The 19,238-nt window shown below is 70.3% G+C and carries 16 protein-coding genes and 1 tRNA gene; 3 read left to right on the plus strand and 14 right to left on the minus strand.

What is annotated here, in order from left to right; translation table 11 throughout:
• Window positions 1-76 precede the first annotated feature (76 nt).
• Both ACTFAP_RS04810 and polA read right to left on the minus strand, forming a co-directional pair.
• Window positions 77-1,552, minus strand: a complete 1,476-nt coding sequence (locus ACTFAP_RS04810; protein ID WP_500468309.1) for a lytic transglycosylase domain-containing protein — start codon at window positions 1,550-1,552, stop codon at window positions 77-79.
• Window positions 1,553-1,796: 244 nt separating this feature from the next.
• Window positions 1,797-4,505 (minus strand): DNA polymerase I, encoded by a 2,709-nt coding sequence (gene polA / locus ACTFAP_RS04815; RefSeq protein WP_500468310.1) that lies wholly within the window; start codon window positions 4,503-4,505, stop codon window positions 1,797-1,799.
• A 164-nt stretch (window positions 4,506-4,669) separates the two neighbouring features.
• Between polA and ACTFAP_RS04820 the strand changes: the two genes are divergently transcribed.
• Both ACTFAP_RS04820 and ACTFAP_RS04825 read left to right on the plus strand, forming a co-directional pair.
• A complete protein-coding gene (locus ACTFAP_RS04820; protein WP_495683577.1) occupies window positions 4,670-6,961 on the plus strand; it encodes an FdhF/YdeP family oxidoreductase in 2,292 nt (763 codons plus the stop codon).
• A 76-nt stretch (window positions 6,962-7,037) separates the two neighbouring features.
• Window positions 7,038-7,535 carry a hotdog fold thioesterase gene (locus ACTFAP_RS04825; RefSeq protein WP_495683578.1) on the plus strand — a complete coding sequence of 166 codons (498 nt, stop codon included), beginning with the start codon at window positions 7,038-7,040 and terminating at the stop codon, window positions 7,533-7,535.
• 37 nt (window positions 7,536-7,572) lie between these two features.
• Here ACTFAP_RS04825 and ACTFAP_RS04830 read toward each other — a convergent pair whose 3' ends face one another.
• From ACTFAP_RS04830 to ACTFAP_RS04855, 6 genes are all read right to left on the minus strand, one after another.
• The gene (locus ACTFAP_RS04830; protein WP_390122651.1) at window positions 7,573-8,343 is read right to left on the minus strand and encodes an ABC transporter ATP-binding protein; all 771 of its coding nucleotides are present in this window, start codon (window positions 8,341-8,343) and stop codon (window positions 7,573-7,575) included.
• A 7-nt stretch (window positions 8,344-8,350) separates the two neighbouring features.
• Window positions 8,351-9,256, minus strand: a complete 906-nt coding sequence (locus ACTFAP_RS04835) for an ABC transporter ATP-binding protein (protein ID WP_390122653.1) — start codon at window positions 9,254-9,256, stop codon at window positions 8,351-8,353.
• A complete protein-coding gene (locus tag ACTFAP_RS04840) occupies window positions 9,256-10,599 on the minus strand; it encodes a branched-chain amino acid ABC transporter permease (RefSeq protein ID WP_500468311.1) in 1,344 nt (447 codons plus the stop codon). The genes ACTFAP_RS04835 and ACTFAP_RS04840 overlap by 1 nt, the downstream gene beginning before the upstream one ends.
• Window positions 10,596-11,519 (minus strand): branched-chain amino acid ABC transporter permease, encoded by a 924-nt coding sequence (locus tag ACTFAP_RS04845; RefSeq protein ID WP_500468312.1) that lies wholly within the window; start codon window positions 11,517-11,519, stop codon window positions 10,596-10,598. Before ACTFAP_RS04845 ends, ACTFAP_RS04840 begins: the two co-directional genes overlap by 4 nt.
• 100 nt (window positions 11,520-11,619) lie before the next feature.
• On the minus strand, window positions 11,620-12,804 hold the full coding sequence (locus ACTFAP_RS04850; protein WP_500468313.1) for a branched-chain amino acid ABC transporter substrate-binding protein: 1,185 nt from the start codon (window positions 12,802-12,804) through the stop codon (window positions 11,620-11,622).
• A 273-nt stretch (window positions 12,805-13,077) separates the two neighbouring features.
• A complete protein-coding gene (locus ACTFAP_RS04855; RefSeq protein ID WP_500468314.1) occupies window positions 13,078-13,743 on the minus strand; it encodes an ANTAR domain-containing response regulator in 666 nt (221 codons plus the stop codon).
• 101 nt (window positions 13,744-13,844) lie between these two features.
• On the opposite strand from ACTFAP_RS04855, the gene ACTFAP_RS04860 reads away from it, so the two are divergent.
• Window positions 13,845-13,917 (plus strand) — tRNA-Leu (locus ACTFAP_RS04860).
• Window positions 13,918-13,974: 57 nt separating this feature from the next.
• On the opposite strand, the gene ACTFAP_RS04865 is transcribed toward ACTFAP_RS04860, so the two are convergent.
• The 6 genes from ACTFAP_RS04865 to pyk all read right to left on the minus strand — a co-directional run bounded on the left by ACTFAP_RS04865 (window position 13,975) and on the right by pyk (window position 19,216).
• On the minus strand, window positions 13,975-14,274 hold the full coding sequence (locus tag ACTFAP_RS04865; RefSeq protein WP_500468315.1) for a helix-turn-helix domain-containing protein: 300 nt from the start codon (window positions 14,272-14,274) through the stop codon (window positions 13,975-13,977).
• The gene (locus ACTFAP_RS04870; protein ID WP_495683580.1) at window positions 14,271-14,627 is read right to left on the minus strand and encodes a type II toxin-antitoxin system RelE/ParE family toxin; all 357 of its coding nucleotides are present in this window, start codon (window positions 14,625-14,627) and stop codon (window positions 14,271-14,273) included. Before ACTFAP_RS04870 ends, ACTFAP_RS04865 begins: the two co-directional genes overlap by 4 nt.
• Before the next feature lie 69 nt (window positions 14,628-14,696).
• Window positions 14,697-15,446: a cupin domain-containing protein gene (locus tag ACTFAP_RS04875; RefSeq protein ID WP_500468316.1), complete on the minus strand. Its 750-nt coding sequence runs from the start codon at window positions 15,444-15,446 to the stop codon at window positions 14,697-14,699.
• 16 nt (window positions 15,447-15,462) lie between these two features.
• Window positions 15,463-16,401, minus strand: coding sequence for a DUF6807 domain-containing protein (locus ACTFAP_RS04880; RefSeq protein ID WP_500468317.1), 939 nt, complete (start codon window positions 16,399-16,401; stop codon window positions 15,463-15,465).
• A complete protein-coding gene (locus ACTFAP_RS04885) occupies window positions 16,398-17,555 on the minus strand; it encodes a Gfo/Idh/MocA family protein (protein WP_500468318.1) in 1,158 nt (385 codons plus the stop codon). Before ACTFAP_RS04885 ends, ACTFAP_RS04880 begins: the two co-directional genes overlap by 4 nt.
• Window positions 17,556-17,782: 227 nt before the next feature.
• Window positions 17,783-19,216, minus strand: a complete 1,434-nt coding sequence (pyk, locus tag ACTFAP_RS04890; RefSeq protein ID WP_390122672.1) for a pyruvate kinase — start codon at window positions 19,214-19,216, stop codon at window positions 17,783-17,785.
• Window positions 19,217-19,238: the final 22 nt, after the last annotated feature.

Genomic DNA, 19,238 nt, shown 5'->3' on the forward strand with positions numbered 1-19,238 from the left:
CGCGCCGCCGATCGCACGCAAACGGCGCGCCCGGGGCCTCGGTGGCCCCGGACGCGCCGTGCGCGGTGGCGGTGGATCAGACGCGGCGGGTGAGCGTCGCGGCGCTCTGCGTCACGGGGTCCTCGCCCTGCGAGGCGTCCTCCTCCTCGTCGCCGGCGTCCTCGTCCCCGTCCTCGTTCTCGTCCGTGTCCTCGTCGTCGTCACAGCCCTCGATCGCGTCGGGGTCCTCGGACTCCTCCCCGCCGTCCTCGGTGCCCTCGTCGTCCGCGTCGCCGGTGGCGTCCGGGGCGGAGGAGGCGTCCTCGCTCTCCTGCGCGCCGTCCTCGGTGCCGGAGTCCTCGCCGGGCTCCTCCTCGTCCGGGTCCACGGGGCACTCGGGCTGCTCGCCCGGCTCCTCGGGGTTCTCCGGATCCGGGTCCTCGGTGCCGGGCTCCTCCGTGTCGGGGTCCTCGGTGCCGGGGTCCTCGGTGTCCGGGTCCTCCCCGGGCGGGTCGCTCGGGTCCGGGTCCGGGGCCGGAGGCGGGTCGATGGGCTTGATGCCACCCTCGACGGGGTCCGGGGGCTTCGGGGCGGTGGGCTTCTCGCCGGACGGCCGCTTCCCGTCCTCCGCGCCGGGGGCCTGCGGCTCGCGCTCCGCGTTCTGCTCCGGCCCGGCCTCCCGTCCGCCGTCCGAGGGCTTGCCGGGGCCGGGACTGGTGGGCAGCCGGCCCGTACCGTCCGGGACCTCGTGGGTGCCCTCGTAGTAGAAGTCGAGCCAGGAGCGCACCGTGCGGACGTAGTCCCACGAGTGGTTGTAGCTGAGCAGCGCCCGGTTGAGGCCGTCCTCGGTGGTCAGGTCGCGACCGCCGGCGCACAGGTAGTTCCCGGCGGCCAGGGCCGCGTCGTAGACGTTGTTGGGGTCCTTGACGCCGTCCCCGTTGCCGTCCGCGCCCCACATCGCCCAGGTGGAGGGGATGAACTGCATCGGCCCCACCGCCCGGTCGAAGACGGGGTCGCCGTCCCAGCGTCCGCCGTCGGTGTCCAGGATCCGGGCGAAGCCGTTGCCGTTGAGCTGCGGTCCGGTGATGCGGTTGAGGGTGTTGCCGTCGGCGTCCACCCGGCCGCCGCTCGCATGGCCGGACTCGACCTTGCCGATCGCCGCCAGGACCTGCCAGTCCAGTCCGCAGCCGGGGGTGGAGCGTGCCACCGCGGCCTCGGCCTGCCGGTAGGCGTCCAGGACGGTCGCCGGGATCCCGGCCTCCGCGGCTCCGACGAGGCCGCCGCCACCGCCGCCCGCCTCGCCCTCACCGTCCGGGTCGTACCCGAGGTCCAGCGGCGGCTCCGCCGGGCCGATCGGAAGCAGTGGCGGAAGATCGGTGTGATAGGGAAGGCCGAGATGTTCCTGGGAGTACTCCGGCTCCCCCTGTGCGGTGTTCTCCCTCGGGTCCTGCTCGGCCGCGGGCTCGGCGCCCAGCACCTCGGACGCCTGGGAGGCGGTCAGCGCGGCCATGGCGACCGCCGCCACGGCCGAACCGGATATCCCCCTGCGGATCTTCCCGATGCGCAACGTCACACGCGTCCCCTCCCGATAACGCTCAGTCCCCATCGACGGGTTCGACATTACGATACGTGCGAACACCCTTGCCCGCAGGCGTCCGGCCCTGCGCATCTGTCCCAACCGCGTGACACTTTGAGGAACTTGGGGTTTCCCGCCCGGGTACGGCCGGGCCACCGCCCGCCGGAGGCGCCGGGAGCGCACCGACGCACCGGCGGGGCCGCACCGGCAACCCGCCCCCCGTGCCCCTCTCCCGCCCCGCTCAGTGGGCGGCCGCCTCCCACGTCGGGCCCCAGCCGACCGAGACATCCAGCGGCGCCCGCAGGCTGACGGCGTTCGGCATCTGTTCACGCACCAGCGCCTCCACCGCCTCGCGTTCGCCCGGCGCGACCTCCAGCACGATTTCGTCGTGCACCTGGAGCAGCATCCGCGAGGTCAGCCCCCGCTCCGTGAGCGCCTCGTCCACCCGCAGCATCGCGATCTTCACGATGTCCGCCGCGGTGCCCTGGATCGGCGCGTTCAGCGCCATCCGCTCGGCCATCTCGCGGCGCTGCCGGTTGGAGCTGGTGAGGTCCGGCAGATAGCGGCGGCGGCCCAGCACCGTCTCGGTGTACCCGGTGGCCCGCGCCTCGTCCACCACGCGCTGGAGGTAGTCCCGTACCCCGCCGAAGCGTTCGAAGTAGGTGTCCATCAGCTTCCGCGCCTCGTCGGGGCTGATCGACAGCTGCTGGGAGAGCCCGAAGGCCGAGAGCCCGTACGCCAGGCCGTAGCTCATCGCCTTGATCTTGCGGCGCATCTCGGCGTCCACGGCGTCCTTGCCGACGCCGAAGACCTGTGAGGCCACCGTGGTGTGCAGGTCCTCCCCGGAGGTGAAGGCCTCGATCAGCCCGGCGTCCTCCGACAGATGCGCCATCACCCGCAGTTCGATCTGGCTGTAGTCGGCGGTCAGCAGCGTCTCGAAGCCCTCGCCGACCACGAAGCCGCCGCGGATGGCGCGCCCCTCGTCCGTACGGACCGGGATGTTCTGGAGGTTGGGGTCGGTGGAGGACAGCCGGCCGGTGGCCGCCACCGTCTGCTGGAAGGTGGTGTGGATCCGGCCGTCCGAGGCGATCGTCTTGATCAGCCCCTCCACCGTGGTGCGCAGCTTCGCCTGCTCCCGGTGGCGCAGCATGATCACCGGCAGGTCGTGCTCGGTCTGCCCCGCCAGCCACGCCAGGGCGTCGGCGTCCGTGGTGAAGCCGGTCTTGGTCTTCTTCGTCTTCGGCAGGCCCAGCTCGCCGAAGAGAACCTCCTGGAGCTGCTTGGGCGACCCGAGGTTGAACTCGTGGCCCACCGAGGCGTGCGCCTCGGTCACCGCCTGCTGCACGGCGGCGGCGAACCGCTGCTCCATGCGCTCCAGATGGGCCCGGTCGGCGGCGATGCCGGACCGTTCCATGCGGGCGAGCAGCGCGGAGACCGGCAGCTCCAGATCGTGCAGCAGCCCGGCGGCGCCGACCTCGGTGAGCCGGCCCTCGAAGGCCGCGCCCAGGTCCAGCACGGTGCGCGCCTGGCGCATCAGGTTGTACGCCTCGGCCTCGTCGTCGGCGCCGAACGCCAGCTGGCCCCCGTCGTCCTCCGGCTTGTCCAGCTCCCGGCCCAGGAACTCCACGCTCAGTGCGTCCAGCGCGAAGGAGCGGCGCCCGGGCTGCACCAGGTAGGCGGCGAGCGCGGTGTCCATGCCGACCCCGGCCAGGCCCCAGCCGTGCTCGGCGAACACCCGCAGCAGGCCCTTGGCGCCGTGCACCACCTTCGGGCGGTCGGCGTCGGCCAGCCAGGCGGCGAACGCCCGCTCGTCGTCGGCGTCGATGGCGGCCGGGTCGAACCACAGCGCGGGCCCCTCACCGGTCGCCAGCGCCACGGCACGCACCGCGCCCGCGCCCAGCTTCCAGTCGTCCAGGGTGGCCACCCCCAGCCGCTGCCCGCCGTGCTCGGCCAGCCAGGCCCCCAGCTCGCCGGCCGCCGGCAGCGTGCCTTCCACGGTGACGCCCTCGGCGAGCACCGTCTCCTCGCCCTCGGCGCCCGGGTCCACCGCGAACAGCCGCTCCCGCAGGCTGGGGTTGCGGAACTCCAGGACGTCCAGCAGGACCGTCATGGCCTCGCGGTCATAGGGCGAGCGCACCAGGTCCACCGGGCCGCACTCCAGCTCCATGTCCCGCACCAGCTCGGTCAGCTCCCGGTTCAGCCGGACCGAGTCCAGGTGCTCGCGCAGATTGGCGCCGGCCTTCCCCTTCACCTCGTCGGCCCGCTCCAGCAGATCGTCCAGCGAGCCGAACTGGTGGATCCACTTGGCCGCTGTCTTCTCCCCCACCCCCGGGATGCCCGGCAGGTTGTCGGACGGGTCGCCGCGCAGGGCGGCGAAGTCCGGGTAGCGGGCCGGGGTCAGCCCGTACCGCTCCTCGACCTTCTCCGGGGTGAACCGGGTCAGCTCCGAGACGCCCTTCGTCGGATACAGCACCGTGACCCGGTCGCTCACCAGCTGGAAGCAGTCCCGGTCACCGGTGACGATCGACACGTGGAAACCCTCGTCGGCCGCCCGGGTCGCCAGCGTGGCGATCACGTCGTCGGCCTCGAAACCGTCCACCGCGAACCGCCGCACCCGCATCGTGTCCAGCAGCTCCCCGATCAGCTCCACCTGCCCCTTGAACTCGTCGGGGGACGCCGAACGGGTCGCCTTGTAACCGTCGTAACGGTCCGAGCGCCAGGTCTTGCGCGAGACATCGAACGCCACCGCCAGATGCGTGGGCTCCTCATCACGCAGGGTGTTCGCCAGCATGGAGGCAAAGCCGTAGATCGCGTTCGTCGGTTGCCCCACGGCCGTCGTGAAGTTCTCCGCGGGCAGCGCGAAAAACGCGCGGTACGCCAGCGAGTGCCCGTCCAGCAGGAGCAGGCGCGGCGCCGGGGTCGTCTCGGTTTGCGATGCGTTCTCAGCCACACATCGATCCTCCCACGGACCACTGACAGTCCCCGCCTGCGACGACATCCGCCGTGTACACCCCGTGCGGCCCCGCACGGTGCCCGCCGCCGCCCGGCATGGCACGATCATGTCCGACCCCGTACCGAGCCGTCGCCCGCCGTCAAGGTCAAGGGAGCCGCCCCATGTCCGCCAAGCCGCCCGCCTCCGATCCGGTCCAGGACGCCCCGCACGTCAGCGCCCCCAAGGAATCAGCCGTCGGCCTGCCGGCCATCACCCACGCCCTGCGCGCCGCCCAGCAGCAGATGGGGGTACGGCGCACCGCGCTCACCCTGCTGCGCGTCAACCAGCCGAACGGCTTCGACTGCCCCGGCTGCGCCTGGCCGGAACCCGGCAAGACCCACACCGCCGAGTTCTGCGAGAACGGCGCCAAGGCCGTGGCCGAGGAAGCCACCCTGCGGCGGGTCACCCGCGCGTTCTTCGCCGAGCACCCGGTGGCCGAACTGCGCGAGCGCTCCGGGTACTGGCTCGGGCAGCAGGGCCGGCTCACCGAGCCGATGTACCTCGCCGAGGGCGCCACCCACTACACCCCGATCGGCTGGAACGCCGCCCTGGACCTGATCGCCGACGAGCTCAAGGCCCTGGACTCGCCGGACGAGGCCGCCTTCTACACCTCGGGCCGCACCAGCAACGAGGCCGCGTTCGTCTACCAGCTGTTCGCGCGCGAGTTCGGCACCAACAACCTGCCGGACTGCTCCAACATGTGCCACGAGTCCTCCGGCCACGCCCTGGGCGACACCATCGGCGTGGGCAAGGGCAGCGTGCTGCTGGAGGATCTCGAAAAGGCCGACCTGATCATCGTCGCCGGACAGAACCCGGGCACCAACCACCCGCGCATGCTGACCGCCCTGGAAGGCGCCAAGCGCGCCGGCACCAAGATCATGACGATCAACCCGCTGCCCGAGGCGGGGATGCAGAACTTCCACAACCCGCAGACCCCGCGCGGCCTGGCCGGCCCCGGCACCAGCCTCACCGACCTCTTCCTGCAGATCCGGCTCGGCGGCGACCAGGCCCTGTTCCGGCTGCTGAACAAACTGCTGCTGGAACGCGACGGCGCCACCGACGACGCGTTCATCCGCGACCACACCCACGGCTTCCAGGACTTCGCCACCGCCGCCCGCACCGCCACCTGGGACGAGACCCTGGAGGCCACCGGGCTCACCCGCGAGGCCATCGGGTCCGCCCTGGAGATGATCCTCGCCTCGCGCAGCATCATCGTGTGCTGGGCCATGGGCCTCACCCAGCACAAGAACTCCGTGCCCGCCATCCAGGAGATCGTCAACTTCCTCCTGCTGCGCGGCAACATCGGCCGGCCTGGCGCCGGCGTGTGCCCCGTGCGCGGCCACAGCAACGTCCAGGGCGACCGCACCATGGGCATCGTCGAACGCCCCACCCCGCAGCTCCTGGACGCCCTGGAACGCGAGTTCGGCTTCACGCCGCCACGCGAGCACGGCCTCGACGTCGTCGACACCATCCGCGCGCTGCGCGACGACCGCGTCAAGGTGTTCTTCGCCGTCGGCGGCAACTTCGTCTCCGCCACCCCCGACTCCGACCTCACCGAGGCCGCCCTCTCCCGGGCCCGGCTCACCGTGCAGGTCTCCACCAAGCTCAACCGCTCACACTGCGTCACCGGCCGGCGCGCCCTCATCCTCCCCACCCTGGGCCGCACCGAACGCGACCGCTCCCCCGAGGGCGACGAACAGTTCGTCACCGTCGAGGACTCCATGGGCATGGTGCACGCCTCCCGCGGCCGGCTCGCCCCCGCGGGACCCCAGCTGCGCTCCGAGACCGCCATCCTGTGCGACCTCGCCCGCCGCGTCCTGGGCCCCGGAAGCACCACCCCCTGGGAGGAGTTCGCCGCCGACTACGCCCGCATCCGTGACGCCGTCGCCCGCGTCGTCCCCGGCTTCACCGACTTCAACACCAAGGTCGCCCGGCCCGGCGGCTTCGCCCTCCCGCACCCGCCCCGCGACAGCCGCACCTTCCCCACCGCCACCGGCAAGGCCAACTTCACCGCCGAACCGCTCACCTGGCCCCGCGTCCCCGAAGGCCGGCTGCTGCTCCAGACGCTGCGCTCGCACGACCAGTACAACACCACCATCTACGGCCTCGACGACCGCTACCGCGGCATCAAGAACGGCCGCCGCGTCGTCTTCGTCCACCCCGGGGACGCGGAGCGCCTGGGGCTGCCCGACGGCTCCTACGCCGACCTCACCAGCGAGTGGACCGACGGCAGCGAACGCACCGCCCCCGGCTTCCGCGTGGTGCACTACCCCACCGCGCCCGGCTGCGCCGCCGCGTACTACCCCGAGACCAACGTGCTCGTCCCGCTCGACTCCACCGCCGACCGGTCCAACACCCCCACCAGCAAATCCCTCGTCGTCCGCCTCACCCCCACCGGCCCCGACGCCACCTGATACAACGCTGTACGGACCACCGTCCCGTTGTCACGACCACGCGCCACAAGCGACGCACGATCGGAGCCGTACCGCCATGACCGACCAGACCACCAGCACCCGGTTCCCGCACGAGACCATCGAGCAGTGGGCCGGCCTGGGCTTCGACCTGCCCCGGCTGTTCTCCGCCGGCGCCCTCGGGGAACGCATGGGCGTGCGCGTCCTGGAGGCCTCCCCCGCCAAGGTCGTCGGCACCCTCCCCGTGGAGGGCAACACCCAGCCCTACGGGCTGCTGCACGGCGGCGCCTCCGCCGTACTCGCCGAAACCCTCGGCTCGGTCGGCGCCATGCTGCACGGCGGCCCGCAGAAGGTCGCCGTCGGCGTCGACCTCAACTGCACCCACCACCGCGCCGTACGCTCGGGCACCATCACCGGCACCGCCGCCCCCGTGCACGCCGGACGCACCTCGGCCACCTACGAGATCGTCATCACCGACGACAGCGGCAAGCGGGTGTGCACCGCACGCCTCACCTGCGCCCTGCGCCCCGCCGCACCCAACGGCAACGCGGACGCCGCGGGCCCCGCCTCCCACTGAACGGGAAGACGGGGCCCGGCGCATCGGGGGGCGGCCACTACTCGGCGGCCTCCCCCAGGTACGCCGCCCGCACCCGCGGGTGCGACAACAGCTCGGACGCCTCGTCCGACATCACCACCGCACCCGTCTCCAGCACATAGCCGCGGTCGGCCAACTGCAGCGCCTGCGAGGCGTTCTGCTCCACCAGCAGCAGCGTCGTGCCCTGCTCGTTGATCTCCCGCAGAATGTCGAAGATCTGCTGCACGATCAGCGGCGCCAGACCCATCGACGGCTCGTCCAGCAGCAGCAGCTCGGGCTTGCCCATCAGGGCCCGCCCGATCGCCAGCATCTGCTGCTCACCACCGGACAGCGTCCCCGCCACCTGCTTGCGGCGCTCCGCCAGCCGCGGGAACAGCGTGAACACCCGGTCCAGGTCCGCCGGATCGGGGCGGCGCAGCCGGTACGCGCCCATGTGCAGGTTCTCCAGCACCGTCATCCGGGCGAACACCCGCCGGCCCTCCGGCACATGGCCGATGCCGAACTTCACCAGCTCGTGCGAGGGGATGCCGTCCACCCGCTCCCCGCGCAGCACCACCTCACCCGAACGCGGCTTCAGCATCCCCGAAGCGGTCTTCAGCGTCGTCGACTTGCCCGCGCCGTTCGCGCCCAGCAGGGCGACGACCTCGCCCTCGGCCACCGTCAGCTCGACACCCTTGAGCGCCTCGATCGCACCGTAGAACACATGCAGATCGCGCAGCTCAAGCAGCGCCGGCGCCGGTGCGTCCGTCGTGGGACCGCCCGCGGGGTCCTTCTCCAGCTGCGTACTCATGCGCCCTTCACCTCTCACCCTCGGCCACATCGCCCTCGGACTCCGCCTGCGCGGCCACCACATCGGCCACCGCCGCCGCGTCCTCCTCCGCCGACGCACCCAGATACGCCTCGATCACCGCCGGATCCCGCTGCACCTCCGCCGGCGTTCCCTCGGCGATCTTCTTGCCGAAGTTCAGCACCACCACCCGGTCCGCCACCGACATCACCAGCCGCATGTCGTGCTCGATCAGCAGCACGCTCACGCCCAGATCGGTGTTGATCCGGCGGATCAGATCCTCCAGATCCCGCTTCTCGGTCGGGTTCGTCCCCGCCGCCGGCTCGTCCAGCAGCAACAGCTCCGGACCGGTCGCCAGCCCCCGCGCGATCTCCAGACGCCGCTGCTCGCCGTAACTCAGCGAGGACGCCAGCTCGTTCAGCCGGCCCTCCAGGCCCACGAACGACAGCACCTCGTGCGCGCGCCGGTCGCTCTCCCGCTCCGCACGCCGGGCGTGCGGCAGCCCCAGCATGATCGACAGGGCGTCCGTCTTCTGCCGCGTCTCGACCGCGATCTTCACGTTCTCCAGCGCCGTCAGCGCCCCGAACAGCCGGATGTTCTGGAACGTACGGGACACCCCGCGCCGCGACACCAGATGCGGCTTGCAGCCCCGCAACTCGTGCCGGCCGCCGCCGCGCGGCAGAAAGCCGATCGAGCCCTCCTGCGGAATGTACGCGCCCGTCAGCGAGTTGAAGAACGATGTCTTGCCCGCGCCGTTCGGCCCGATGATCGCCAGGATCTCCCCGCGGCCCATCGACAGCGCCACATCGTTCAGGCTCGTCAGACCCCCGAACCGCAGGGTGACACCCGAAACCTCCAGCACATTCTCCGCGGCCACCTCGGGCCGCGTCTCCTGGATCCGCTCCGCCGCGGCCATCACGCCTTCACCTCCGCCAGCTGGAGCTCACGCTGTCTGCGCTTGGACGGCAGCAGACCCTGCGGCCGGTAGATCATCATGATCACCAGCAGCGCGCCCAGATACATGAAACGGTCCTGCGGATCCACCGAGTCGCGCAGGAACTCCGGCAGCCACACCAGCAGCGCCGCCCCCGCCAGCACGCCCGGCACCGACCCCATGCCGCCGAAGATGACGTACGCCAGCACCAGGATCGACATCAGCAGCACGAAGTTCTCCGGCGAGATGTACGCCACCTTGCTCGCGTACACCACCCCGGCCACACCCGAGGTCGAGGCGCCGATGCCGAACGCCAGCAGCTTCATCCGCACCGTGTTCACACCGGTCGCGGCCGCCGCCACCTCGTCCTCGCGGATCGCCGTCCACGCCCGGCCCACCCGCGAGTGCTCCAGCCGCAGGAACAGGAAGATGATCACCACGATGAAGCCCAACAGCAGCCAGTAGTACGGCTTCGGGTCAAGACCCCACTCGAAACGCCAGAACCCCAGATCGATCACGAACCGCTCCGACATCCGCGCGCCGCGCGAACCACCCGTGAAATCGGTCCAGTTACGGGCTGCCAGGTACACGATCTCGTGGAAGCCCAGCGTCACGATCGCCAGATAGTCACCCCGCAGCCGCAGCGTCGGCGCCCCCAGGAGCACCCCCGCCAGCAGACACGTCACGATCGCGATCGGGATCACCAGGAAGGTGTTCAGCACCATCGGCGGCTCGACCGGCAGCGAACCCGTCCAGTACGCGGCGGAATAGGCCCCGATGGCGAAGAACGCCACAAAGCCCAGATCCAGCATGCCCGCCCAGCCGATCACCACGTTCAGGCCGATCGCCAGCAGCACGAAGATGGCGATCTGGTCCACCATCACCTGCTGCCAGTACGTCGAGACCCACAACGGCAGCGCGATCAGCACGATGAGCAGCACACCCCCGCCGCCGTACCGCAGTCGCGGATCGCCCTGCCACACCCCGCGCGCCCGCGCCACCGGCGGCGACACCTGGTCCCGCACCGACGTCCAGGCGCTGTTCACCGGCGCGCTCAGGAACTCCCGGATCAGCCACACACCGACGCACAGCGCCAGCCAGATCCAGATTCCCGTGCCGGTGAAGTTCTCACCCAGCGCGTAGAAGATGTCCGTCGAGGTGCCCTGCACCCCGGTCACCTGCGCGCCGACCACCGCCAGCACCAGCAGCGCGCCCAGCCGCTTCCAGCGCGGCTCCTGATACCAGCGCACCTGCCGCAGCTTCGCGGCGGAGGGCACCCGCTCCCCGCCGGAGCCCCTGCCCTTCGTTTCCTTCACCGTGCTCATGCCGTCCTCGCCACCCGCTCGCCCAGAATTCCGGTCGGACGGAACATCAGCACCGCCACCAACACCGCGAACGCCCCGACGTAACGCCAGGAATCGCCCCAGATCTCCACCGTCATGGCCTCAACCACACCCAGCAGCAGACCACCGAGCATCGCGCCGCGCACATTGCCGATACCCCCCAGCACCGCGGCGGCGAACGCCGTGATGCCCGGCAGGAAGCCCATCGTGTACCAGACCTGCGTCGTCGTCCCGTACAGGAAGCCGGCCACACCACCCATCAGGCCGCCCAGCACGAAGGTCCGCGACACCACCCGGTCGATGTTCACCCCCATCAGCGACGCGACCTCCGGGTCCTGCGCCACCGCCCGGATACCCGACCCCAGCTTGGTGCGATTCACCACGAAGTCCACCAGGATCAGCATCAGCACCGCCGACACGACCACCAGCGCCTGCGTCACATTGATCGGCGTGCCGAACAGCGTGAACAGCGTCTTGTTCTCGTACATCACCGGCATCCGCGCCGCGTTGCGGCCGAACACCTTCCCCGCCAGGTTGTAGATGAAGAACGACGCACCGATCGCGGTGATCAGGAACACCAGCCGCGGCGCACCCCGTCTGCGCAACGGGCGGTACGCCACCCGTTCCAGACCGAACGCCACACCGCCGCCGATCAGCGCCCCCGCCGCGATCCCGAGCAGCACATAACCCACCGACTGGATCCCACTGGGATCGGCGGCCGGAACCACGATCGTCAAAATGATGAGTCCGCCGAAACCGCCGGACATGAACACTTCGCTGTGCGCGAAGTTGAGAAGCTGAAGAACACCGTAAACAAGGGTGTAACCAATGGCGATGACGGCATAGAGCGAGCCGAGCACCACCCCGAGGACGAGAACGTCCCAGAAATCCTGGAGGGACATGGAGCTGACTTCCTTGTGGGAACGGAGACAAAGCGAGCGGGGCGCGATGAGTACACCGCGCCCCGCCAAGACACTGGGAAAGCGACGGAAGCCCGCCGAATCAGCCGCCGGTCAACTCCTCGATCGGCCCCAGGTACTCGATGCCGTCACCCTCCACCTGGTAGATGAAGATGGCATCGTTCGTGAACTCACCCGTCTCGTCGAACTCGAAGGTCTTCGTCAGCCCCTCGTACGAACCGGTCGCGACCGCCTCGTACACCGACTCACGGCTCGCGTCCGCACCCAGCTCCGCGATCGCGCTGATGATCATCTGCGCCACGTCGTACGACTCGGCCGAGTACGTACCCGGCGGCTGGTTGAACGCCGTCTGGTACCGCTCGGCGAAGTCGACCGTCGCCGCCTCGGCCGTGGCGTCCGTGCACGGGCACGTCAGGTACCACTGGTCCGAGGCCGAACCCGCCAGCGAGATGAACTGCACGTCGTTGCTGCCGTCACCCGAGACGCCGATGCCGTCGAAACCGGCCGACTCCAGGCTCACCGCGAACGGGCCGAGCGCCTCGTAGTAACCCGCGTAGATCATGGCGTCCGCACCGGACTGCACCACATTGCGGGCGGCACCACTGTAGTCCGGGGTGTCGGCCGGAACACTCGCGCGCTCCACCTCGAGACCCAGCTCCGTCAGCGACTCCACGGCGACATCGGAAAGACCCTCACCGTACGGCGACACGTCGTCGACGACGATGACCTTCTCCACACCGTCCTGCGCCGCCAGGAACTGCGCCATGCCCGAGCCCTGCGCGTTGTCATTGGGAACGGCCCGCAGGAACGTCGGGAAACCCTGCTCGGTCAGCGTCGGGTTCGTCGCCGACGAGGAGGCGGCCAGCAGGCCGGCCTCGCCGTACAGCGGCGCCGCCACCTCGGCCGGGCCCGAGAACGCGGGGCCGATCGCGGCGATCACATCGGAATCGTCGATGACCAGTTGCGCCGCGGCCGAGGACTGACCCGGCTCACCGCGGTCGTCCGTGGCCACGTACTCCAGGGTGAAGTCGTAGTCGCCCGAGGCATTCGCCTCGTCGATGGCCAGCTGGATACCGTTCTGCATGTTCTCGCCCAGGGCGACGTTCTTGCCGGAGAGCGGACCCTGAAAGGCGATCTTGTACGTCGTACCGCCGCCGCCTCCGCCACCGCCGCCGTCACTGCCGCCATCGTCGCTGCCGCACGCGGTGAGCGCGAGCGCGCCGATGGCGACAGGTATCGCCAGCTTCACGATGGATCTGTTGAGCACGAGGAAACCCCCTGGAGGCAGCCACAAGATCTATATGAACGCCGTACGACATCCGCATGGCGTGTGCGGAATCTATTGCCCAGGTATGCGGCGCAGATAGACGGCCGACACAGATGTGACCGCCTCGTGATGTGCGTCACGCGTCGGAAACAGAACACTGCTTACCGCTGAGCGAACATTCCAGCCAACCCATGACGCCACCCCCGAAGAAGCAACAACAAGGGGAAGCCGGGCAAAATTTGCCCGGCTTCCCCTTGTGCCTTCAGCTCAAACCTACTTGCGCTGCTTCTTTTCCTCGGCGTCCTGAATCACGGCCTCCGCCACCTGATGCATCGACAACCGCCGGTCCATCGACGTCTTCTGAATCCACCGGAACGCCGCCGGCTCGGACAGCCCGTACTGCGTCTGCAGCACACTCTTCGCCCGGTCCACCAGCTTCCGCGTCTCCAGCCGCTGCGCCAGGTCGGCGACCTCCTGGGTCAGCGTCTTCAGCTCGGTGAAACGGGACACCGCGATCTCGATGGCCGGAATCACATCGCTCTTGCTGAACGGCTTCACCAGGTACGCCATGGCCCCGGCGTCGCGCGCCCGCTCCACCAGATCGCGCTGCGAGAAGGCGGTGAGCATCAGCACCGGGGCGATCCCCTCCCCGGCGATCTTCTCGGCGGCCGAGATGCCGTCCATCACGGGCATCTTCACATCGAGGATGACCAGATCCGGCGCCAGCTCCCGCGCCAGCTCCACGGCCCGCTCACCGTCACCGGCCTCGCCGACGACGGAGTACCCCTCCTCCTCCAGCATCTCTTTGAGATCCAGCCGGATCAGGGCCTCGTCCTCGGCGATGACGACACGGGTGGTCAGCGGCGGCACATGCGCGCTTCCCGCGCCGGAGCCGGTGTCGGTACCAGTGGGCTCGTCGGGGACCTCGGGGGTGCTCACGATGCTCCTCGTTTCCTGCCAGAAGGGGGCACCCACGAGACTACCTATCCGGGATAAGTTTGAGGCACGGCGGGTTTCCGGTAGCCTTCACTTCGCAGGGCGCCCCGGTAGCCCAGCGGAAGAGGCAGTGCTCTCAAACAGCATCCAGCGTGGGTTCGAATCCCACCCGGGGCACATTACCTTCGTTTCCAAGGTTGTCATTCGATTGGACCCAGGCCCCACAAGGGTCCTTCAACTGGCTTGTTCCAACGGCTGAAACTCCACGGCCAACCGGAGCTCAAGAGCCTGTGCATATCGCTCCAGCATGGCGAGCGTCGGCATGGTGCCACCGGCTTCGAAACGGGCCACCGCGGACTGCTGAAGCCCTGCCGCCTCTGCCAGTTGCCGTTGTGTCAATCCAAGGGCCAGCCGGCGATTGCGCACCGCCATTCCGAGCTCGAAACGCAGTTTCGCCGCCTCGTAGGCAGCGCCGGCACCGGGCCGGCCCAGTACTTCGGCCCGCTGCTCGGCCCAGGATTTCCGCTCCGTCATTCCCCTACCCCTTCTTCGGTCGCCGTGTGCGCCTGCGCCACGCATCGTTCCATCACCCTTCGGGCCCGCTCCACCTCGGCGCGCTCCCGCATGCGCTGCTTCCGGAACACCGTCAGCAGGATGATTCTCCGGCCGGGCGCGATCCAGTAGGTGATCCGTACCGCGTCACGGGTGAGATAGAAGCGCAACTCGCGGAGCTTGCCGAGGAGTTGACGCGTGTACGGCTCCCCCAGGTGCACTCCATTGGCGGCCAGCAGATCCACGTAGAAGATCACCGTCTCCTGGTCCTCCTGCCCCAGCGAACCGAACCACTCGTGCACCTCCGGCTCGAGCTCGACCTCTCCCCACTTCATAACATGGATGTTATGTCGATGCCAGAGAGTTTCCCCGGTCCAGGACGGGATCTCCACCCGTACGAGTGGCTACTCCCCGTAGTACGGCAGCGTCGTGCCCGGGATCTCGTACTCCTGGCGGCGGCCGCACATGCCGTAGCCGGCGGCCCTCGTGGGGGTGCTCGTGGTGATCCGGGCCTCCGCCAGGTGGGTGGGGTCGGCCTCGGCCAGGGCCTTGAGGTGTTCCTCCGTCTTGCGCGCGGCGGCCAGCGCCCCGTCCTGCCAGCGGGTGTGCCATTCGGCGACCTTCGGCGCCACCAGGCGCGCCGCCGCGCGGTGGAAGGCTTCCAGCGGGGCGGCGTCCCCGGCGCGCAGGGCCGTGCGCAGCACCTCGTACCCCTCGATGGCCAGGTCCCGGCGGGCCCGGGTCGCCGTTGCCACGGCCTCGCCCTCCTTGCCGGGCAGCGCGGCGGCCGCCGCGTACCGCTCGGGGTCGGCGAGGATCTCGGGCGGGAAGGTGAAGACGGCGTCGCCTGCCTCGGGGAGGCCGCTGTTCTGCATGAGGACGGTGACCCGCAGGGCGCCGTCCCCGTTGATCATCCGGTGGACGGTGCCGGGGGTGAACCAGGCGATGACACCGGGGTGCAGCGGGGTTTCCGTGTAGCCGTCCGGTGTGAGGGTCTGCACCGCCCCCTCCCCCGCGGTGACCACGTAGGCCTCGATGCAGGCGAGGTGCATGTGGGGGCTGCCGCCGCAGGCTCCGTCCGCCGCGAGCCAGTCGTAGGCGGAGATGTGGGAGACGCCGACGGCGCCGGGGAGGGGGTTGTGCAGGGTGGTCATGTGTGCCGTCCCGTCCTTACCAGGGGTGGTTCTTGAGGTAGCCGGCGATGCGGTCGGTGTCCCATGCGCCGTCCGCCACCACGACGCGGTAGCGGTAGCGGAAGGATTCCCCGGGGGCGAGTTCGAATTCGTCGAAGAAGGCCCAGGAGAAGGCGACCGTGGGGATGGGGGTGGAGCGGACGAACCAGTGCGAGGGGTGGATGGCCGCCTCGCCGGTGTTCTCGGGGGCGTGGTCGAAGATCAGGGTGGAGTGGCCGTCGTGGTCGTCGTGCTGGGTGGTGAAGCCGATCCACGGCGCGTCGGCGGCCGGTGTGCCCATGGTGTCGGCGTCGGTGCTGGGGCCGGTGGGGGTGAGGACCTGGCCGCCGGTGAAGTCGCGGGGGCCGCGCCACTGCAGTCCGGTGTAGCCGGCCATGGTGCGGCCGGCGGTGGTGGGGCTGCCGAAGTGCAGGGGTTCGCCGCGGACGTTGGTGAGGTCGATGGACCACTCCAGGGTCCAGGCGCCTTCGCCGGTGTCGGCGGAGTGCACGGCGAGGGTGCGGGTCTCGCGGGCCCAGTCCTGGCCGCCGTGGTTGACCCAGGTGAGGTTCTCGGTGATGTCGGCGCGGTCCCGGGTGGCGGTGACGGCCTCGAAGCCGTCGTGGCGCATGGAGCCGACCCGCTCGGGGATGCGCTGGTATCCCTGGCCGTGGATGTAGGAGTTGCCGCCCCAGAAGTTCTGTTCCGACAGGTGGCTGGCGGTCATCTGCACGCCTTTGTGCCAGCGGTGGTCGTTGGGCCGGTAGCCGGTGACGAGGTTGCCGGCGAGGGTGCGCAGGGGGTGGGCGTACGGCTTGGGCGATTCGTACGCGTCCGGGTCGGGCCGGTAGACGTAGGCGAGGATGTCGGTGCCGGCGGCGGTGACGGTGATGCGGTCGCCGTGGGTGTGGGTGACGGTGAGGGGGGCGACGGTCACTGCTGCTCCTCGGTGGCGGGGGCGGGGGCCCAGTCGGGGTGGTTGCCGTGCATGGCGGTGTAGTAGGGGTCGCCCGCGGTGATCTCGCCGGCGTGCACGGGGCGGCCGGTGAAGGCGGCCTTGTACAGGGCGGCGTTGAGTTCGATGGTGCGGCGGGCGTCGTCGCCGCTGCCGGGTGGGCGGGTGCCGGCGCGGAAGGCGTCGATGATGCCGGCGAGCTGGGCGGCGTGGGAGCTGGGGGTGTTGTCGGGGTTGGTGCGCCACTGGGTGACGCGGTCCTCGTCGATGCCGGGCCGGGGGGTGTAGCGCCAGTCGTCGTTGGTGTGCCCGTAGAGGTGGGTGAGTTCGACGGTGGCGTCGTCGCAGTCGATGCGGATGCGGCTGACCTGGTCGGGGGAGAGCACGCTGTTGACGACGGTGGCGATGGTTCCGTCGGTGAAGCGGACGAGGGCGGTGGAGACGTCCTCGCTCTCGATGTCGTGGACGAGGCGGCCGGCGAGGGCACGGATCTCGGTCCAGTCGCCGAGGAGGTGGAGCAGCAGGTCGGTCTGGTGGATGCCGTGGCCCATGGTGGGGCCGCCGCCTTCGGTGGCCCAGCGGCCGCGCCAGTCGACGGCGTAGTAGTCGGTGTCGCGGTACCAGGTGGTCTGGCAGTGGGCGACGCGGGGTGCGCCGAGTTCGCCGGTGGTCAGCAGGCGGCGGGCGTGGGTGGTGCCGGAGCCGTAGCGGTGCTGGGCGACGACGGCGGCGTAGGGGCCGTGGCCGATGTCGTCGCCTTCGGCGGCGGCGATGTCGTCGAATTCGGCGAGGGTGAGGCACAGCGGCTTCTCGGCCCAGACCCAGGCTCCGGCGGCCAGCGCGGCGAGGGCCTGCTGGTGGTGGAGGGAGGGCGGGGTGCCCAGGAGGACGAGCTCGGGGCGCTCGGTGGCGAGCATGGTGGCCAGGTCGGTGTGGCCGGTGACGGGGCCGATGCCGTCGATGGCGGTGGCCGTGGCGTGGAAGGCGTCGAGGCGGCCCTGGTCGATGTCGACGGCGGCGACGAGTTCGAGTTCGTCGAGGTGCGCGGCGATCGCGGGGAGGTGGGCGCCGGTGACGATGCCTCCGGTGCCGACGACGGCGGTGCGGATGCGGGTGCGGGCGGGCTGGTCAGCCATGCGGTGCGACTCCTGGCTGGGCGATAGTAAGCGCTTTCAATCGGAAATCGCCAAAAGCCAACCATGCCGTCGCCCGGCATGACAAGGGGCGCCGCCCAAACTGCGCGGCGCCCGGGAGCACTCCTTGTCGGTGCGCGTGCGCGCGTGTGCGAGGCGTACCCGCACACGCGCGCCGCGCCCCGCGGGGACATCGGTGCGACGCCGGCGCGGGAGGTCGGTACGGGAGGTCAGTGCGGGGCGTCGTCCTCGCCGACGTGGTGCACGCGTACCAGGTTGGTGGTCCCGGCCATGGCGGGCGGCGAGCCCGCGGTCACCACCACGATCTCGCCCTTGGCGCACCGGCCGATGCGCAGCAGCTGCTCATCCATCTGGGTCACCATCTCGTCGGTGGAGCGGACGGTGGGCACCAGGTAGGTCTCCACGCCCCAGGTGAGGGTGAGCTGCGCGTGGGTGGCGGGGTCGGGGGTGAAGGCGATGACGGGGATGGGCGAGCGGTACCGGGAGAGCCGGCGCGCGGTGTCGCCGCTCTGGGTGAAGGCGACCAGGAGCGCGGCGCCCAGGAAGTCGCCGATCTCGGCGGCGGCGCGGGCCACGGCGCCGCCCTGGGTGCGGGGCTTGGTGGCCTCTTCCAGCGGTACGAGGCCGCGCGCGAGGACTTCTTCCTCGGCGGCGGTGACGATACGGCTCATGGTGCGCACCGTCTCGATGGGGTAGCGGCCGACGCTGGTCTCGCCGGAGAGCATGACGGCGTCGGTGCCGTCCATGACGGCGTTGGCGACGTCCGACGCCTCGGCGCGGGTGGGGCGGGAGGCGTCGATCATGGAGTCGAGCATCTGAGTGGCGACGATGACCGGCTTGGCGTTGCGCTTGGCGAGCTTGATGGCGCGCTTCTGGAGCATCGGGACGACTTCGAGGGGGACTTCGACACCGAGGTCGCCGCGGGCGACCATGATGCCGTCGAAGGCGTCGACGATGTCCTGGAGGTTCTCCTCGGCCTGCGGCTTCTCGATCTTCGCGATGACGGGGAGGAAGCGGCCCTCCTCGGCCATCACCCGGTGCACGTCCTTGATGTCGTCGCCGGTGCGCACGAAGGAGAGGGCGATGATGTCGACGCCGGTGCGCAGGGCCCAGCGCAGATCGTCGATGTCCTTGGTCGACAGGGCGGGTACGGAGACGGCGACGCCGGGGAGGTTGATGCCCTTGTGGTCGGAGATCATGCCGCCTTCGGCGACGGTGGTACGGATCTCCGGTCCTTCGACGGCGGTGACGTCGAGGGCGACGCGCCCGTCGTCGATGAGGATGCGTTCACCGGGGCGCACGTCGGTGGCGAGGCCGGAGTACGTGGTGCCGCAGCGGTGCTGGTCGCCCTCGATGTCCTCGGTGGTGATGGTGAACGTGTCGCCGGGTTCGAGGAGTACGGGGCCTTCGCGGAAGCTGCCGAGCCGGATTTTCGGGCCCTGGAGATCGGCCAGAATTCCGATGCTGCGCCCCGATTCGGCGGCGGCGCGGCGGACGCGCTGGTAGCGCTGTTCGTGGTCGCGGTGGCCGCCGTGGCTGAGGTTGAGCCGGGCTACGTCCATTCCTGCTTCGACAAGCGCGGCGATGCGCTCATATGAGTCAGTGGCGGGCCCAAGTGTGCAGACAATTTTTGCTCGGCGCATACCTCAACAGTAGGCCGTACCA

Source organism: Streptomyces sp. PH9007 (assembly GCF_059813725.1).

What these genes read in the sequence shown, in the direction of transcription:
- ACTFAP_RS04875 (WP_500468316.1), bottom strand. Translation starts at nt 15,446, where the DNA reads ATGACCACCCTGCACAACCCCCTCCCCGGCGCCGTCGGCGTCTCCCAC.
- pyk (WP_390122672.1), bottom strand. Translation starts at nt 19,216, where the DNA reads ATGCGCCGAGCAAAAATTGTCTGCACACTTGGGCCCGCCACTGACTCA.
- ACTFAP_RS04845 (WP_500468312.1), bottom strand. Translation starts at nt 11,519, where the DNA reads ATGTCCCTCCAGGATTTCTGGGACGTTCTCGTCCTCGGGGTGGTGCTC.
- ACTFAP_RS04870 (WP_495683580.1), bottom strand. Translation starts at nt 14,627, where the DNA reads ATGAAGTGGGGAGAGGTCGAGCTCGAGCCGGAGGTGCACGAGTGGTTC.
- ACTFAP_RS04825 (WP_495683578.1), top strand. Translation starts at nt 7,038, where the DNA reads ATGACCGACCAGACCACCAGCACCCGGTTCCCGCACGAGACCATCGAG.
- ACTFAP_RS04830 (WP_390122651.1), bottom strand. Translation starts at nt 8,343, where the DNA reads ATGAGTACGCAGCTGGAGAAGGACCCCGCGGGCGGTCCCACGACGGAC.
- ACTFAP_RS04835 (WP_390122653.1), bottom strand. Translation starts at nt 9,256, where the DNA reads ATGGCCGCGGCGGAGCGGATCCAGGAGACGCGGCCCGAGGTGGCCGCG.
- ACTFAP_RS04820 (WP_495683577.1), top strand. Translation starts at nt 4,670, where the DNA reads ATGTCCGCCAAGCCGCCCGCCTCCGATCCGGTCCAGGACGCCCCGCAC.
- ACTFAP_RS04885 (WP_500468318.1), bottom strand. Translation starts at nt 17,555, where the DNA reads ATGGCTGACCAGCCCGCCCGCACCCGCATCCGCACCGCCGTCGTCGGC.
- ACTFAP_RS04840 (WP_500468311.1), bottom strand. Translation starts at nt 10,599, where the DNA reads ATGAGCACGGTGAAGGAAACGAAGGGCAGGGGCTCCGGCGGGGAGCGG.
- ACTFAP_RS04865 (WP_500468315.1), bottom strand. Translation starts at nt 14,274, where the DNA reads ATGACGGAGCGGAAATCCTGGGCCGAGCAGCGGGCCGAAGTACTGGGC.